Annotated in this window: 13 protein-coding genes and 1 pseudogene; 3 read left to right on the top strand and 11 right to left on the bottom strand. The window is 64.6% G+C overall.

The annotated features are described in order from the left end of the window. Nucleotides 1-45 precede the first annotated feature (45 nt). Nucleotides 46-2,136 (top strand): annotated as a pseudogene (fhuB, locus tag CU110_RS13380) (Fe(3+)-hydroxamate ABC transporter permease FhuB); the annotation flags it as partial. Nucleotides 2,137-2,149: 13 nt separating this feature from the next. On the opposite strand, the gene purU reads toward fhuB, so the two are convergent. The 6 genes from purU to glyA form a co-directional block, all read right to left on the bottom strand. Then, nucleotides 2,150-3,025 (bottom strand): formyltetrahydrofolate deformylase, encoded by an 876-nt coding sequence (gene purU, locus CU110_RS13385; RefSeq protein ID WP_084209341.1) that lies wholly within the window; start codon nucleotides 3,023-3,025, stop codon nucleotides 2,150-2,152. Nucleotides 3,026-3,210: 185 nt separating this feature from the next. Next, entirely contained in the window at nucleotides 3,211-3,912 is a 702-nt protein-coding gene (gene soxG / locus CU110_RS13390; RefSeq protein WP_240499601.1) for a sarcosine oxidase subunit gamma family protein, read from the bottom strand. Continuing rightward, a complete protein-coding gene (locus tag CU110_RS13395) occupies nucleotides 3,905-7,012 on the bottom strand; it encodes a sarcosine oxidase subunit alpha family protein (RefSeq protein ID WP_084209342.1) in 3,108 nt (1,035 codons plus the stop codon). The genes soxG and CU110_RS13395 overlap by 8 nt, the downstream gene beginning before the upstream one ends. Next, on the bottom strand, nucleotides 7,009-7,335 hold the full coding sequence (locus CU110_RS13400; protein ID WP_043333138.1) for a sarcosine oxidase subunit delta: 327 nt from the start codon (nucleotides 7,333-7,335) through the stop codon (nucleotides 7,009-7,011). Before CU110_RS13400 ends, CU110_RS13395 begins: the two co-directional genes overlap by 4 nt. A gap of 25 nt (nucleotides 7,336-7,360) precedes the next feature. Further along, on the bottom strand, nucleotides 7,361-8,611 hold the full coding sequence (locus CU110_RS13405) for a sarcosine oxidase subunit beta family protein (protein WP_084209343.1): 1,251 nt from the start codon (nucleotides 8,609-8,611) through the stop codon (nucleotides 7,361-7,363). Nucleotides 8,612-8,752: 141 nt separating this feature from the next. Beyond that, nucleotides 8,753-10,063, bottom strand: a complete 1,311-nt coding sequence (gene glyA, locus CU110_RS13410) for a serine hydroxymethyltransferase (protein ID WP_077379135.1) — start codon at nucleotides 10,061-10,063, stop codon at nucleotides 8,753-8,755. A 37-nt stretch (nucleotides 10,064-10,100) separates the two neighbouring features. Here glyA and CU110_RS13415 point away from each other — a divergent pair, with 37 nt between their 5' ends. Further along, nucleotides 10,101-10,997, top strand: a complete 897-nt coding sequence (locus tag CU110_RS13415) for an AEC family transporter (protein ID WP_127736314.1) — start codon at nucleotides 10,101-10,103, stop codon at nucleotides 10,995-10,997. Nucleotides 10,998-11,057: 60 nt separating this feature from the next. Here CU110_RS13415 and nhaC read toward each other — a convergent pair whose 3' ends face one another. Both nhaC and CU110_RS13425 read right to left on the bottom strand, forming a co-directional pair. Continuing rightward, nucleotides 11,058-12,569, bottom strand: a complete 1,512-nt coding sequence (gene nhaC / locus CU110_RS13420; RefSeq protein WP_240665395.1) for a Na+/H+ antiporter NhaC — start codon at nucleotides 12,567-12,569, stop codon at nucleotides 11,058-11,060. Between the two features lie 3 nt (nucleotides 12,570-12,572). Continuing rightward, on the bottom strand, nucleotides 12,573-13,682 hold the full coding sequence (locus tag CU110_RS13425) for a hybrid-cluster NAD(P)-dependent oxidoreductase (RefSeq protein ID WP_077379384.1): 1,110 nt from the start codon (nucleotides 13,680-13,682) through the stop codon (nucleotides 12,573-12,575). A gap of 627 nt (nucleotides 13,683-14,309) precedes the next feature. Here CU110_RS13425 and CU110_RS13430 point away from each other — a divergent pair. Then, entirely contained in the window at nucleotides 14,310-15,593 is a 1,284-nt protein-coding gene (locus CU110_RS13430; RefSeq protein ID WP_084209345.1) for an aromatic ring-hydroxylating dioxygenase subunit alpha, read from the top strand. 145 nt (nucleotides 15,594-15,738) lie between these two features. Here the strand turns inward: CU110_RS13430 and cyoE are convergent, their stop codons facing one another. From cyoE to cyoC, 3 genes are read right to left on the bottom strand one after another with little or no spacing between them, the layout of a single operon-like run. Beyond that, nucleotides 15,739-16,593, bottom strand: a complete 855-nt coding sequence (gene cyoE / locus CU110_RS13435) for a heme o synthase (protein WP_084209346.1) — start codon at nucleotides 16,591-16,593, stop codon at nucleotides 15,739-15,741. 13 nt (nucleotides 16,594-16,606) lie between these two features. Continuing rightward, a complete protein-coding gene (gene cyoD, locus CU110_RS13440) occupies nucleotides 16,607-16,936 on the bottom strand; it encodes a cytochrome o ubiquinol oxidase subunit IV (protein ID WP_054555337.1) in 330 nt (109 codons plus the stop codon). Then, a complete protein-coding gene (cyoC, locus tag CU110_RS13445) occupies nucleotides 16,933-17,559 on the bottom strand; it encodes a cytochrome o ubiquinol oxidase subunit III (protein WP_077379079.1) in 627 nt (208 codons plus the stop codon). The genes cyoD and cyoC overlap by 4 nt, the downstream gene beginning before the upstream one ends.

Below are 17,559 nucleotides of genomic sequence, written 5' to 3' on the forward strand. Positions count from 1 at the left end.
GAGGACCTGAGGGAGAGATCACCGATGGCCACCCCTGAGCAGGTCATGAGAGAGCGTTCCTCTTCCGCCCCCAGTCCCCTTCGGCTCACTCCCGGCAGAGCCTGCAGTCTGCTCACGCTGGCCCTGCTGGTGCTGGGCAGCCTCGCCCTCAACCGAGACGGCCTGAGTCTGATGCAGGGCCTGACCGCACTGTGGGCATCCCCCGATGTCACGAATGCGGCCAGTCTCAGCCAGACGGATAGTGCCCTGCTCTCCGCCCAGCTGGTGGCCCATGTCAGCTGGTGGCCGCGATTGCTCTGCGCGCTGCTGGCCGGGGCTGCGCTGGGCATGGCGGGGGTGCTGATGCAGCAGGTGCTGCGCAACCCGCTGGCCGCGCCCACTACCCTTGGCGTTGCCAGTGGCGCGAGTCTGGCGATGATGCTGGCGACGCTGTTCGCCCCGGCGCTGATGGCCGGCACGGGTCTTGGAGGTGACGGCTTCCAGCTCGGCCGTGAATGGGTCGCGCTGGCCGGTGGCCTGGCCGCCATGGGGCTGGTATTCGCGCTGGCCTGGGCGCGCGGCATGTCACCGACCGTGGTGGTGCTGGCGGGTCTGGTGGTCAACCTCTACATCGGCGCGCTGGGCATGGTGCTGTTGCTGTTCCATCAGGAAGCCCTGCACGGCACCCTGGTATGGGGCGCAGGCTCGCTGGCGCAGAACGGCTGGGACGGCGTGACCACGCTGATCACCCGTCTGCTGCCGGGCATGCTGCTGGCACTGGTGCTGATGCGCCCGCTGGCGGTACTGGATCTCGACGAGGCCAATGCCAGAAGCCTGGGCGTCTCGCTGCGCAAGCTGCGTCTGATGAGCCTGGGGCTGGCGGTATTCCTGAGCGCCCGCGTGGTCAGCGTGCTGGGCATCATCGGCTTCATCGGCCTGGCCGCGCCGGCCTGCGTGCGTCTGATGGGCGCACGCCGCCTGGGTCAGCGCCTGCTGTGGGCACCGCTGTTCGGGGCACTGCTGCTGGCGGTGACGGACCTGGTGGTCGCCAGTCTCGATGGCCTGCTGCCCAACCTGATTCCCACCGGCGCGATGACGGCGGCCCTCGGCGCGCCGCTGCTGCTGTGGCTGATTCCGCGCCTGAAGATGGCGCAGGGAGCAGGCCCCGCCAGTCATCACGGCATGTCACTGACACATCGTCATCCCCGCCCCGATCGCCTGCTGGGCTGGCTGCTGGCAGGCGTCATCATCGCCCTGCTGCTGGCGCTTCTCGTCGGCAATGGCGCCGATGGCTGGACGCTTGGCGGTGACATGCTCCAACAGTTGCTGGCGGGCCAGACCAGCGTGCTGGACTTCCGTCTGCCACGCGTGCTGGCGGCGGCAGGCGCCGGCGTGCTGCTGGCCCTCGCCGGGACCCTGTTGCAGCGCCTGACCAGCAACCCGATGGCCAGCCCCGAGATTCTCGGCATCAGCGGCGGCACCGCCATCGCGTTGATGCTGACGCTGCTGCTGGTGCCGGAACCGGGCCAGCTGACCCTGCTGGGCGCGGGCGTCTGCGGGGCACTGGCCTGTCTGGCGCTGCTGGTGGCGCTCAATCATCGCAGTGGCTTCATTCCCGAACGCGTGCTGCTGTGCGGGGTGGCGATCACGGCGCTCTACGATGCGGTGCGCGGCATCATCCTCGCCGATGGGGACCCGCGCGGTCAGCAGATCCTGGCCTGGCTGTCCGGCTCCACCTACTACGTGGGCCTCTCCGCGGCGGTCGGCGTGCTCGCGCTGGCGATCGTCGCGGTGCTGCTGGTGCGCCCGCTGGCGCGCTGGCTGGACATCCTGCCGCTGGGCATGGCGAGCGCCAGTGCGCTGGGCATCGGCGTGACCCGCGCCCGTCTGGTGCTGCTGGGTGCGGTGGCGGTGCTCACCGCGCTGGCGACCCTGATCGTCGGCCCGCTATCCTTCGTCGGCCTGCTGGCCCCGCATCTGGCGCGTCTGCTGGGGCTGAGCCGCGCGCGAGAGCACATGCTCGGCGCGGTGCTGTGCGGGGCGCTGTTGATGGTGCTGGCGGACTGGCTGGGGCGCCAGCTGCTCTCTCCCTACGAGATCCCCGCCGGCCTGATGGCCTCGCTGATCGGCGGCAGCTACTTCCTGTGGAGCCTGCGCACGCAATCTGCACTCAGTTGCCGAACACCACCGTGCGCCTGTCATGCAGGAAGACGCGGCGCTCGAGGTGATAACGCACGCCACGCGACAGGGTCAGGCACTCGATATCCCGGCCCTTGGCGATCAGGTCTTCCGGATAGTGGGCGTGATCCACCGTCTCGACGCCCTGGGTGATGATCGGCCCTTCATCGAGATCATCGTTGATGTAGTGCGCGGTGGCACCGACCAGCTTGACGCCCTTCTCGTAGGCCTGGTGATAGGGGCGCGCGCCCTTGAAGCCCGGCAGCAGCGAGTGGTGGATGTTGATCGCCCGCCCCGAGAGCTTCTCGCACATGTCGCTTGACAGCACCTGCATGTAGCGCGCCAGAATCACCAGCTCGGCACCGGTGTCCTGCACGATCTGCCACACCTGCGCTTCCTGCTCGGCCTTGGTCTCGGCGGTGATCGGCAGGTGGTGATAGGGCAGGCCATGCCACTCGGCCAGCGGCGCCATGTCCGGGTGGTTGGAGATGACGGCGGTGATGTCCATCGGCAGCTGGCCGATGCGATGCCGATAGAGCAGGTCGTTCAGGCAGTGGTCCGAGCGCGAGACCATGATGACCACCTTCATGCGCTCCTCCGGCGCACTCAGGCTGACATCCATCTCGAAGTCGGCGGCACGCGTGCCCAGGCCCTGCTCGAAACCGGCGGCGTCAAAGCTGTCGCTGAGTTCGCCGACCTCGGTCTGGGGCCGGAATTCGGCCCGGATGAAGAAGCGCCCCGACAGGCGGTCATCGAAGGAATTGAGCTCGGTGATATAGCAGCCCTGCTCACGCAGGTAGCGTGTCACGACGTCCACCGTGCCGATACGGCTGGGACATTGGGCGGTCAGAATCCAGGTATCACGCATACATAGGTGCCTGTCATGTAAGGATTATTCATTGTTGGAAGCTGCAACGTCAGGGTTGCATCCGGGGCCCTGCGCGACAAACCAATATTATTGAGGCGGGCTTCAGTATTTCTGAAGCCCGCCTCCTGGCCCGGGCAAGGCCCCTGGCAGCCGATTCAGGTCATGGCGTGCGCCTGCGACAGATCTCAGGCCTTGATGCAGACCCCGAATTCCTCGCTGGCATCCAGCAGCCAGCGGCCGAGGTAATCGGCGAAGCTTCTGCGCACCACCAGCTCGAATTCGCTCTCGCTGACGCGGCGCAGCACCAGCGTCGCCTTGGCGAACACCGCCGGTACGCCCCGCCCGACCGGGAAGGCTCGCGGGTGCACATCGGTAGGCGTCGACTTCATCAGCACCTGACGCGCCTGGTCGCCACTCAGCGAGATGACGGTCTGGCCACCACTGACGTTGACCACCTGATAGCGCCCCGAAAGCCGCTCATGCAGCGCCTTCTCGACAGCGAAGGCTTCCTCGCCGGGCACCAGGATCAGCCACTCATCCGGTGACAGCCACTGGATCGAGCGACCGCCCTCATTCTGGTGGAGAGTTGCCGGTGTCAGCGGCAGCGCCAGACCCAACGCCGCCTCGACACCCTCGGCGAAGCCCGGCTGCGCGGGGTCACCGCGCAGCGTCAGATGACCGAGAAACGCCTTCTCCTGCAGCACGACGCCGGCATCACCGTCATCGCGGGCCGTGAACAGATGCGCCAGCGGCGAACGGGCGCTCTGAGCGTGAACTTCAGGCGTCGGGCGCTGGTCGATCACTGACGTCTGAGAACTTGTCATGTCCTGCGGCTGCGCCTCGACGGCGGCACCCGCTTGCGGGTCGAGTGTGGTGGCATCAGACATGCTGGCGCTCCCCTTTCTTGTCGTAGAACACCGGTGAGGTGATTTCGGCTTCCAGCGTCGTGCCATCGGCCTGCGGCAGGAACACCGTCTCGCCGATACGCTTGGCACCGCCCTTGACCACCGCCAGCGCGAAGCCATGTCCCAGCGTCGGGCTGTAGTAGCTGGAGGTCACGTGGCCGACCATCGGCATCGGGATGGCGTGCTCCGGGTCGAAGACGATCTGCGAGCCTTCCGGCAGCACGATGCGCTCATCGCCGGCCTTCTTGCGCGTCGGAATCAGGCCGACCATCTGCTTGCGGTCGTCGCGACGGGTATCCGGACGCGACAGCGCACGCTTGCCGATCCAGGAATACGGCTTGTTGTAGCCGACACACCACTGCATGCCGAGGTCTTCCGGGGTGATCGAGCCATCGGTGTCCTGACCGACGATGATGAAGCCCTTCTCGGCGCGCAGCACGTGCATGGTCTCGGTGCCGTAGGGCGTGAGGCCGTACTGCTTGCCGCACTCGAACAGACGCTTCCAGACATGCAGCCCGTAGTTGGCCGGCACGTTGAGCTCGTAGGACAGCTCGCCGGTGAAGGAGATGCGGAAGATGCGCCCGGGAATGTCGGCGATCAGCCCTTCACGGACTTCCATGAACTTGAAGCTGTCGCGGTCGAGGTCGATATCGGTCAGCTCGCCGACCAGCGCACGCGCCTCGGGGCCGGTGACGGTCAGGGTCGCCCAGTGATCGGTGACGCTGGTCATCTGCACGTCCAGCTCCGGCCATTCGGTCTGGTGCCACAGTTCCAGCCACTCAAGGATCGAGGCCGCGCCACCGGTGGTGGTGGTCATCAGGAAGTGGTCTTCGGCCAGACAGGTGGTGACACCGTCGTCCATCACCATGCCGTCGTCGTGACACATCAGGCCGTAGCGCGCCTTGCCGACGCCCAGCTTGGCCCAGGCGTTGGTGTAGATGCGGTTGAGGAATTCGCGCGCATCGCGACCGGTGATGTCGATCTTGCCCAGGGTCGAGGCATCCAGCACGCCGACCTTCTCGCGCACCGCCAGACACTCGCGCTCGACGGCGGCATGCATGTCCTCACTGCCCTGCGGGTAGTACCAGGGGCGCTTCCACTGGCCGACATCCTCGAACTTGGCGCCTTGCGCCACGTGCCATTCGTGCATCGCGGTGTAGCGGATCGGGTCGAACAGCTCGCCGCAGTGACGGCCGACGATGGCGCCGAAGGTCACCGGTGTGTAGTTGGGGCGGAATACGGTGGTGCCGGTGTCGGGGATGGTCTGCCCCAGACAGCGCGCGGCGACCGCCATGCCGTTGATGTTGCCCAGCTTGCCCTGGTCGGTGCCGAAGCCCATCGCGGTGTAGCGCTTGACGTGCTCGATGGACTCGAAGCCTTCGCGGGTGGCTAGCTCGATCCCGGCGGCAGTGACGTCGTTCTGCAGATCGACAAACTGCTTGGGTGCGCGTGCGGTGGGCTTGTCATGCGGCACCTGATAGAGCGGCAGCATCGGGGATTCCGCAAGCTCGGACACCGCTGGCACCTCGGCCTGGGCGATCTCGAACTCGCAGGCTTCCACCGCGGCGACACCGCTGGCATAGGCCGCGACCAGCGCATCTTCCAGCGCGAAGCTGCCATTGGCGGCGCCGCAGGCATCGAAGCCCTTGAGCATCGGTGCGCCCAGCGCCGGCAGGAAGCCGTGGATCTCATCACTCCATACCGGACGCGCGCCGGTGTGCGCCGCCAGGTGAACCACCGGGCTGTAGCCGCCGGAACTGGCGATGGTGTCGCAGGCGAGCTCTTCCACCGCCCCCGTCACGCTGAAGGCATCGATATCGATGGCCGCGATGCGCGCGCCTGTCACGCGGCGCTCGCCCTTGGCCTCGATCACGGCGGCGCCGGCGATGATGCGGATGCCCGCGGCACGCGCCGCCTCGACCATCACGCCGGAGGGCGCCGGACGCGCATCGGCGATCGCGACCACCTCACGACCGGCCGCCTTCCATGCCAGCGCCGCGCGATAGGCGTGGTCGTTGTTGACCGACAGCACCAGCTTGTTGCCGGCGGCGACGCCGTAACGGGTCAGATAGGTGGTGACGGCACCGGCCAGCAGGTTGCCCGGCACATCGTTGTGGCTGTAGACCAGCGGCCGCTCGTGGGCACCGGTGGCCATGATAGCGCGGTGGGCGCGCACGCGATGCAGACGGGAGCGTGCCTGCTGGGCGCCACGGGCATTGCGCGGCGCGAGATCGGCCTGATGCTCGGTGCGGCGCTCGTGCAGGGTCACGAAGTTGTGATCGTGATAGCCGTTGGCGGTGGTGCGCGGCAGCAGCTGCACATCCTCACAGGCGTCGAGTTCCGCAAGCACCGCGTCACGCCATTCGATGGCCGGCTTGCCGTCCAGGGTCTGATCGAGACAGTCCGCCGACATGGAGAGCAGTGAGCCACCCAGCTCTTCCTGCTCGTCACACAGGATGACACGCGCGCCACTGCGGGCCGCGACCAGCGCCGCCATCAGGCCCGCCGGGCCGGAGCCGATCACCAGCACATCGGTGTGCTGATGCAGGTGATCATAGATGTCCGGGTCGTCCTCGAGCGGAGAACGCCCGAGACCGGCGGCCTTGCGGATGTACTTTTCATACGTCATCCACAGCGAGGCCGGCGCCATGAAGGTCTTGTAGTAGAAGCCCGGCGGCATGAACTTGCCGCCCAGCTTGCCGACCTGCGGCAGGAAACGGCTCATCAGGTCCTTCTGGGCCTTGACCCAGCCGCTGACGGCGTGGGCTTCCAGGCCGTCGTAAAGCGCCTGCTGGGTGGCACGCACGTTGGGCACCTGGCCCGCTTCGGTGCTGCCCAGCTGCAGGATGGCGTTGGGCTCTTCGGCACCGGCGGCGACCAGGCCCCGCGGACGCGCATACTTGAAGCTGGCGTTGAGCACATCGAGGCCGTTGGCCATCAGCGCCGAGGCGAGGGTATCGCCTGCCAGGCCCTGATAACGCTTGCCATTGAAGGTGAAGGTCAGCGGCGTGGCGCGATCGATGCGTCCACCCGAGGCGAGACGTCGCGGGGCAGCGGCGGTCTGGTGGTCTTGCTGGCTCATGCGCTCACCCCCTTGGCTTGCGTGGTCGGATCGGCTTTCGTCTCACCGGTGATGGTGGGCTGCTCGCCCATGCGATAGGTCTCGAGAATCTCGTAGGTCACGGTGTGGCGGGTGATGTTGAAATACTTGCGACAGCCCACGGCGTGGATCCACAGCTCGTGATGAACGCCACGCGGGTTGTTGCGGAAGAACAGATAATCCCCCCACTCGGCATCGGAGCAGGCTTCGGGGTCCTTCGGGCGCTCGATATGCGCCTGGCCCTTGACGTGGAATTCCTCTTCCTCGCGCAGCTCGCCGCAGTAGGGACAGAAGATATGCATCATGGTCGGTCGTCTCCTGACGGCAGGTTCAGTGCGCGACGCCGGCGGCGCCATGTTCGTCGATCAGCTTGCCCGTGTTGAAACGGTCATAGGAGAAGGGTTCTGCCAGCGGATGGGTGCGCCCCTTGGCCAGTGTCCAGGCAAAGACGTTGCCGGAACCCGGCGTGGCCTTGAAGCCACCGGTGCCCCAACCGCAGTTGAAATAGAGCCCCTTCACGGGCGTCTTGGAAATGATCGGGCAGGCGTCCGGACAGGTGTCGACGATGCCGCCCCACTGACGGTTCATGCGCACCCGCGAGAAGATCGGGAACATCTCGACGATGGCCTGCAGGGTGTGCTCGATGGTCGGGTAGCTGCCACGCTGGCCGTAGCCCACGTAGCCGTCGATGCCGGCCCCGATGACCAGGTCACCCTTGTCGGACTGGCTGACATAGCCGTGGACGTGGTTGGACATCACCACGGTGTCGAGAATCGGCTTGAGCGGTTCGGACACCAGCGCCTGCAGCGGGTGGGATTCCAGCGGCAGACGGAAGCCGGCCTTCTCGGCCATCACCCCGGAGTTGCCGGCGGTGACCACGCCGACACGCTTGGCACCGATGAAGCCGCGCGAGGTTTCCACCCCGACGATGGCACCATCCTGCTTGCGGAACCCGGTGACCTCGGTCTGCTGGATCAGGTCGACGCCAAGGCTGTCGGCACCGCGCGCGAAGCCCCAGGCCACGGCGTCGTGACGCGCCACGCCACCGCGCGGCTGCCAGGAGGCGCCGAGAATCGGATAGCGTGCCCGGCTGGAGCAGTCCATCGCCGGTACCAGTTCCTGCACCTGCCGGGTGTCCAGCACCTCGCCGTCGATGCCCTGCAGACGGTTGGCGTTCACGCGGCGCTGGATGTCACGCATGTCCTGCAGGGTGTGACCCAGGTTGAGCACGCCACGCTGGGAGAACATCACGTTGTAGTTCAGGTCCTGGGACAGGCCTTCCCACAGCTTCATGGAGTGCTCGTAGAGCGCCGCCGCCTCGTCCCACAGATAGTTGGAGCGCACCAGGGTGGTGTTGCGCGCGGTGTTGCCGCCGCCCAGCCAGCCCTTCTCGATCACCGCGACATTGGTGATGCCGTGTTCCTTGGCCAGGTAGTAGGCCGTGGCCAGTCCATGCCCGCCGCCACCGACGATGATGACGTCGTATTCCTTCTTGGGTTCTGGGCTACGCCAGACCTTCTGCCAGTTCTCATGGTGGCTGAGCGCATGCTTGACCAGCCCGAATCCCGAGTAACGCTGCATTTGCCACCCTCCTCACATCTTTGCCACCGCAAGCGCTGTCCGGTGCTCTCGCCCGAGTGATGTCTGTTGTTGTCACCCGAGTGATGTCTCTGCGCTTGCGGCATGTGTCGTGGTTATCGTTGTCTCTCGCCAGCGCCCTGTTCAGGCAATCTCGGCGGTATCAGTGATGCTGGCGGAGGCGTAGACCGGGAAGCGTGCACAGACTTCCTCGACCTTGCCGCGCACTTCAGCCTCGACCTTGTCGCTCTCGCCGCTGGACAGCGCGTCGAGCAGGTCGCAGATCCAGCCGGCCAGCGCCTCGCATTCCGCTTCGCCGAAGCCGCGCGTGGTGGCGGCCGGTGTGCCGATGCGCAGGCCGGAGGTCACGAAGGGACTCTGCGGATCATTCGGCACGCTGTTCTTGTTGACGGTGATGTGGGCGCGACCCAGAGAGGCATCCGCGTCCTTGCCGGTCACGCCCTGACGGATCAGCGAGACGAGGAACAGGTGGTCATCGGTGCCGCCGGAGACGACGTCATAGCCGCGTTCCATGAAGACGTGAGCCATCACGCGAGCATTGGCGATCACGCGCGCCTGATAGCTGACGAAATCCTGGCTCATCGCCTCCTTGAAGGCCGCGGCCTTGGCAGCGATGACATGCATCAGCGGGCCACCCTGCTGGCCCGGGAAGACGGCACCATTGAGCTTCTTGTACAGTGCCTCGTCGCCGGTGGCGGAGAGAATCAGGCCGCCACGCGGGCCGCGCAGGGTCTTGTGCGTGGTGGTGGTGACGACATGGGCGTGGGGGATCGGGCTCGGGTAGTGACCCGCCGCGACCAGACCGGCCACGTGGGCCATGTCGACCATCAGCCAGGCACCGATCTCGTCGGCGATGTCGCGGAAACGACGCCAGTTGACCACGCGGGAGTAGGCGGAGAAGCCGGCGATGATCATCTTCGGCTTGTGCTCGCGCGCCAGACGCTCCATCTCCTCGTAGTCCAGCTCGCCGCTTTCGGTCAGGCCGTACTGGATGGCGTTGTAGTGCTTGCCGGAGAAGTTGGGGGCGGCGCCGTGGGTCAGGTGACCGCCATGCGCCAGGCTCATGCCGAGAATGGTGTCGCCCGGCGAGACCAGCGCCATGAACACGGCGGCATTGGCCTGGGCACCGGAGTGCGGCTGCACGTTGGCGTAGTCACAGCCGAACAGCGCACAGGCACGTTCGATGGCCAGTGTCTCGACCTTGTCGACGAATTCGCAGCCACCGTAGTAGCGCTTGCCCGGATACCCTTCGGCGTACTTGTTGGTCAGCTGGCTGCCCTGGGCTTCCATCACCAGCGGGCTTGCATAGTTCTCGGAGGCGATCAGCTCGATATGCGCTTCCTGACGCGCTGTCTCTTCGAGAATGGCCTCGGCCAGAGCGGGATCGAGTCTGGCCAGTCGGTCATCACGGGTGTAGCCATGTTGCTGAGACATTGCGCGCCTCCGGTTATCGGATAAGGAGGAAGGTGGCATGTTGATGGAACTGCTGGCGGTGATGGCTCCGGTGCTGTGTGGCGCCGCCATCGGCTTCTTCTGGGTGCGCCTGGGCAATGAATACCCCATGGCCTTCGTCACCCGGCTGGTGCTCTACATCGGCACACCGGCACTGATTCTCAACGCGTTGGGCAGTGCCGAGATCGACAATTCCAGCTTCCTGCGCACGGGCCTGGCGACCCTCACGGTAATGGCGCTGCTGCTGGCCCTGAGCTGGCCGTTCTCTCGCCTGATCGGCAAGCCGTGGAAGGTCGCGGTAGCCCCGCTGCTGTTCTCCAACGTCGGCAACATGGGCCTGCCCGTGTCCCTGTATGCCTTCGGCCAGGCCGGCTTCGCCTACGCCATCACCATCATGGTCACCATGTCGCTTCTGCAGTTCACGCTCGGTGCCTGGCTTGCCAGCACCAGCGGCAACCCGCTGCGCAGCGTCGTGCGATCCCCGACCATCTGGGCCAGTATCCTCGCCACCACCCTGCTGCTCAGTGACATCCACATGCCGCGCTTCGTGGCCAACAGCCTGGAGCTGATCTCCGGCTTCACCGTGCCGCTGATGCTGATCACCCTTGGCGTCTCGCTGGCCAGTATCCGCGTCAGGAATCTGGCGGCAGGCGTGGGCTTCAGCGCCCTGCGCATCCCCTTCGCCGCCGCCTGCGCCTGGGGAATCGGCACGCTGCTGGAGCTGCCGCCGCTGGCGTTGCACGTGCTGGTGATGCAGATGGCCATGCCGGTGGCGGTCTACAACTACATGTTTGCCCAGAAGGCAGGCCGCGAGCCGGAATACGTGGCCACGCTGGTCTTCTGCTCGACCCTGGCGGCCTTCCTCTACCTGCCGGCGCTGCTCGCCGTGCTGGGGGCGGCAACACCTGAAGCGTAGTCTCGAGGCCGGCACTTCCTCCAGATGGTTTGTGCCGTCATCCTGCGCGAGTCGACTTGCTCATGAACCTGAGCATGAAGTCGTAGAACCCTCATGCCGCAGTTGCGCCAGGGAGACCACGGCATGGCCCTTGTCCACCCATTCGGCGCGCTCGGCATCGTCGGCACGAACGATGAAGCGTCCCGCCAGGGTGTAAAGCAGCCCGATCAGCGGCGATAACCAGCAGGCGAAGGCCAGCGGAATGTAGAGCAGCCCCTCGAGACTGCCACCACTGGTGATCAGCCCCAGCGAACTGATGACCACGGCGCCACTGGCATTCCAGGGCACCAGCGGCGAGACCAGCGTGCCACCCTCTTCCAGTGAGCGGGACAGGTTGAGGGTCGAGTAGCCTTCGCCACGGAAGATCGGTGCGTACATGCGCCCCGGCAAGGCGATCGAGAGGTAGGGGTCGCCCGCGATGACGTTGGTCAGCGCGGCAGTGGAACTGGCCGCGACCTGCAGACCGAAGATGCCGCGCACCTTGACCAGCACGGCGGCGCACAGCGCTTCGAGACAGCCGATCACCTCCAGCATCCCGCCGAAGGCCAGTGCGATCATCACCAGCAGGATGACCCAGGCCATCGACATGAGGCCGCCGCGATTGAGCAGGCTGTCGATCTCGCTGACGCCGGTATTCAGGGTGTAGCCGCTCTGCATGTAACCGAACAGCGCCTTGATGGCCTCGCCCTGGACACCATAGGCCACTACCGCCCCGGCCAGCACCCCGACGAACAGCGCCGGCAACGCCGGCATGCGGGCGATGGCCAGTGTCATCACCAGCAGCGGCGGCACCAGCACCCACAGATTGAATTCGAAGGCCCCGTCCAGGCCCTGGGTAATCGCGGTGATACGCTCGAGATCCAGTGTCTGCCCGGCGGCGAGCAGGTTGCCGGCGACCAGGTAGATCACCAGGGCGATCAGCATCGAGGGGATGGTGGTGGGCATCATGTTGCGGATGTGGGCGAAAAGATTCACCCCGGTGACGGCGGGAGCGAGGTTGGTGGTGTCCGACAGGGGAGAGACCTTGTCGCCGAAGAAGGCCCCGGAGACCACGGCACCGGCCGTCCACCACGGTGGAATGCCGAAACCGGCGCCGATACCCATCAAGGCCAGCCCCACGGTGCCCACGGTGCCCCAGCTGGTGCCGAGCGTGACCGAGACCACCGAGCACAGCAGCATCGCCGTCGCGAGGAAGTATTCCGGCGAGATCAGCTTGAGCCCGTAATAGATGATCATCGGCACGCTGCCCGAGGCGATCCACACCCCGACCGTCATGCCGACAAGAATGAGGATGGCGATGGAGGGCAGGCCGACACGCACGATGCGCATCATGCCCTCTTCCATCGCCGACCAGCCGTGCCCCAGCTTCCAACCGACCAGCGCCGTCATGGCGACACCACAGATCAGCGGCACGTGAGGAGTGAATTCGCCAAAGACGAAGAGTTGCAGGGCCAGCACGGCCAGGGTTGCCAGAATCGGCAGGCTGGCCATGGGCAGAGAGGGGCGTTGCGGTGCATCAACATCACGAGTCATGGATCAGTAATCGATCACCACATCCCCGTTGGGCACGCTGCAGCAGGACAGGATGAAGCCATCCGCGACGTCTTCATCGGTGATGCCGCCGTTGTGCTCCATCGCGACCTCCCCGGAGACCTTCTGCACGCGGCAGGTGCCGCAGATGCCCATGCCGCAGGCCTTCGGAATATGCAGGCCGAGCTTGGCGGCGGCGGCGTGGACGGTCTCGCCCGGGGCGATCTGCACCGACTTGCCGGTCGTGGCGAACTCGACGCGCGTGAGATCGGCGCGGTCCAGCTCATCGGCCAGCACTTCCGCCTGCTCGGCCTGCTCGATGGCCTCCTCCTCGACCTCCACCGGCGTGGCCCCGAAGGACTCCTCGTGGTAGCGACTCATGTCGAAGCCATGGCTGCGAAGCAGATGCTTGATCGCATTCATGTAGGGAGTCGGGCCGCAGCAGAAGATCTCGCGCTCCATGAAGTCCGGCGCGATCATCTCGAGCATCGCGTCGGTGAGATAGCCGCGATAGCCCGACCAGGTCTGACCGGTCTCGAAGCGCTCGCAGATGATGTGCATGTTGAATTCCGGCACCCGCGAATCCATGAACTCGAGCTGACGCCAGAAGATGATGTCGCGCGGGCTGCGGGCGCTGTGCAAGAAGGCGATGTCCACGTTGGCATTGGTGTCGAAGTACCAGCGGGCCATCGACATCAGCGGCGTGATGCCAACCCCGCCTGACAGCATCAGGATGCGTTCCGCCGGATAGTCGATGCAGTTGAAGTTGCCCACCGGGCCGTGCACGGCCAGCTCGTCACCTTCGTTCAGATTGTCATGCAGCCAGTTGGAGACCAGTCCGCCCGGCACGCGCTTGACGGTGATCGAGAAGCTGTAGGGCACCGACGGCGAGCTGGAGATGGTGTAGGAGCGCATGATCTGCTGCGCATCGATCTCCAGCTCCAGGGTCACGAACTGCCCCGGCTTGAAGAAGAACATCACCGGCTGTTCGGCCATGAAACAGAAGGTGCGCACATCCCAGGTTTCCTGAATGACCTTCACGCAGCGCACGCTATGTCGACCGTTGGTCCAGGTCTGCGTCGTAACCGGATTGAAGTTGCTGAGTGTGGTGCTCATGAAGGCCTCGCTGGGCATGTTGTTCTTGGAGACATGTTCTTGAAGGGGCAGTGTCAGTTCTTGAAGAGACAGTGTCAGGCCACCCTGCGCTGCGTGCGCGACCAACGGTGGGGCATGCTCTGGATTGTCGAGTCAGCGTTCGGCAAGCATTTATCCGTGCACGACAGAAACATGCCCGATCCCTCCAATCACGACCCCGCAGCGCCCTGCCCCCGCCTCACCGCTGCACCTGCCTGTGCCTCGAAGGCCCTGCGCAAACGACCGGCGTCGGAAATACATCATTGAGCGTCGCCATCAGACACAAGTCGCGACTTGACCTCAGCCACACTGCGATCCATGCGTGGCAAAGCCACTCGGATATCATGCGGGCTGCCTGAACTTCCACGCTGACTATCCTGTTGAGCGAGCGGCCCCTCTGCCTGCGCCGCCCTCGACACCCGAACCGACCAGGACAGGACGACGCACCGCGCGATGTATCGGCACTCACTCATAGGCCGCGGTGCTGCCCGGTAATGGTCTGTTCACTCGTTTCCTCTGTCCCGGCTTCACAACAACAATGATCAGCACATTCACTCAACCCAAGGCGACCCTGCTCCCGGCGCCTACCGACCGTGCGAGGACATCGCGATGAGCGATCTATTGGAACACGCTCAGGACCAGCAGCGTCAGGCGGTACGCGAGGCCGCCGCGCGGCTTCTACAGGCCCGCAGTCCCGGCTATACCCTGCCCCAGCCCTTCTACAATGATCAGCGCCTGTTCGATCTCGACATGAAGGAGATCTTCGAGCGCGAGTGGCTGTTTGCCGGTCTCGGCAGCGAGATCCCGCTCAAGGGCAACTTCATGACCATGGACGTGGGCAACAGCCCGATCATCATCGTGCGCGGTGACAACGGGGCCATCCATGCCTTCCATAACGTCTGTCGCCATCGCGGGTCTCGCCTGTGCAGCACCGAGCGCGGCAAGGTCGCCAAGCTGGTGTGCGGCTATCACAAGTGGACCTATGAACTGGATGGCCGTCTGCTGTTCGCCGGTTCCGACATGGGCACCACCTTCGATACCAGTGACTACGGCCTGCACCCCGTCCACGTACGTTCAGCCGGCGGCATGCTGTTCATCAACCTCGCCGAGCAGCCCGAGAACTGTGAGCCGTTCTTCAAGACGCTGGAGTTCTACCTCAAGCCCTACGACATGGAGAACGTCAAGGTCGCGGCCAGCTCCTCCATCATCGAGGAAGGCAACTGGAAGCTGGTGATCGAGAACAATCGCGAGTGCTATCACTGCGACGGCTCCCACCCGGAGCTGCTCAACACTTTGCAGGAATTCGATGACACCGACGACCCGCGAGCCACCGAAGCCTACAAGGCGCTGGTCGCCAAGAAGCAGGCCGACTGGGATGCCGAGAAGGTGCCCTATCAGCTGGTGCGCTTCGGTCGCCGCAATCGCATGACGCGCACGCCGCTGCTGGAAGGCACCGTCTCGATGACCACGGACGGCACGCCGGCGTGCAAGAAGCTGCTGGGTCGCCTGCAGAGCCCCGACATGGGCTCGCTGCGCATCCTCAACCTGCCCAACTCCTGGAACCACTTCATGGGCGATCACGCCGTGGTCTTCCAGGTCGACCCGATCGGCCCCCTCAAGACCCGCGTGACCACCAAGTGGCTGGTGCACAAGGACGCGGTGGAAGGTGTCGACTACGAACTGGCGAAGCTGCGCAAGGTGTGGGACGCCACCAATGATCAGGACCGTCAGCTGGTGGAAGAGAACCAGCGCGGCGTCAACTCCAGCGCCTATCAGCCCGGCCCCTACTCGGCGACCTTCGAGTTCGGTGTCGTCGACTTCGTCGACTGGTATGCCGAGCGCATGCAGGAAGCGCTCAAGGAACAGCAGGAGCCGCATCTGCAGCTGGCCTGAGGGCTTGAGTCCTTGAGTCCTCGAAACCTGGACTCCAAAGGACAGACAAGAAAAAACCCGCCACCGGCAAGCCGGTGGCGGGTTTTTTTGGCTTTCACCCGGGCAACACGCCGAAGGCGGTCACCCGAGAGATACTACGGCTGGATTACAGCTGCGTGTCCAGACTCATCATCAGGCTGAGCGCCATGACGATGATGATGGAGAAGCCGAACAGCTTGCGTGCCCAGGAGGCATCAGGCTGATCCTTGAGGCGCCAGGCGGCCAGATACAGCCACCAGCCACCCGTGACGGTCGCGACTACCAGATACCAGATGCCGGTATATCCCCACAGTGTCAGCAACAGCGACACCGGGATGAAGCCGGCAATGTACCCCGTCACTACACGCTTGGCATGCTCCATGCCTCGCGCTACCGGGAGTACCGGAATATTGGCGGCCCGATAGTCATCGACACGGAACATGGCAATCGCATAGGAATGCGGCATCTGCCACATGCTGAAGATGATCAACAGCAGCAGCGCCCCCATGTCCGCCTGGCCGGTGACAGCCAGGTAACCGACCACTGGCGGCGCGGCGCCGGACAGTGAACCGATGAGGGTGCCATACACCGAGCCACGCTTGAGCCACATGCTGTAGGCCCCGACGTAGATCACGAAGCCCAGACCCACGGCGATCATCGCCATGAGATTGGTCATCGCGGCCAGAAGCCAGAAGCCCGCAAGGCCCAGCACGCTGCCGAAGACGAAGGCCCCCGTCAGCGAGATGTCGCCCTGCACCAGAGCACGGCCCTGGGTACGCGCCATGTGACGATCGATGTCGCGATCGATGCAGTTGTTGAACACACAGCCTGAGGCCACGATCAACGCCACCCCGACCAGGGTGGCGATGAACAGCGCCCAATCCACCTCACCACCGGAAGCGAGAAAGAAGCCGCCGCTGACGGTGATCAGGTTGCCGAAGATAATGCCCGGCTTGGTGGTACGCAGGTAGTCCTTGATCATCAGGCTCACGCTATCAGATGGGCATCATGTTCTGATTCAGCTCGATCATGATCCACATGGAACCACCAACGACGATTGCCACGATCACCAGGGTGAACAGCATGGCCATGACATTCCAGCTCTGCTCCTTGGAGCCGTCCAGGTGCAGGAAGAAGTACAGCTGCACGAAGACCTGAGCGATGGCGAAGCCGTAGATGGCCCAGATCACGCCGACACCCGGATCGTCCATCATCATCACCATCCCGAACGGGATGATGGTCAGGATGATGGAGAGGATCAGACCGGTCACGTACTGCTTGACGCTGCCGTGATTGTCGTTGTGGTCGTTGTTGGAATGGCTCATAGCATCACTCCTGTGAGATAGACGACGGTGAAGACGCAGATCCAGATGACGTCCAGGAAGTGCCAGAACAGGCTGAGCATCATCAGACGACCACGATGCATTTCCGTCAGGCCTTTCTGCTTGACCTGGATGATCAGCAGCGCCATCCAGACCAGACCGACGGTCACGTGCAGACCGTGGGTACCGACCAGCGTGAAGAAGGCTGACAGGAACGCGGACTTGTCCGGGCCATGGCCATTCACGATCAGGTGATGGAACTCATAGATTTCCATCGCGATGAAGCCCGCACCACAGGCGAAGGTGATCATCAGCCACTTGATCACCGCGGAGCTGTCTCCGCGGTTCATGCCCAGCATCGCCAGGCCGTAGGTGAAGCTCGAGGCCAGCAGCAGCGCGGTCTCGACCAGCACGAAGTCAAGCTCGAAGATCTCGGCGCCCGTCGGGCCACCGGCATACGCCTGGCTGAGTACCACATAGCCTGCGAACAGCATCGCGAACAGGATGCAGTCGCTCAGCAGATAGAGCCAGAAACCGAAGACCTTCAGGCCATTGGTATCGTGATGCTCGTGATCGTCATGGGCGTCGTGCGCCCCATCATGAGATGTCATTGCATTGTTCGCCAT

The organism is Cobetia sp. ICG0124, assembly GCF_004006355.1.
GTDB lineage: Bacteria > Pseudomonadota > Gammaproteobacteria > Pseudomonadales > Halomonadaceae > Cobetia > Cobetia marina.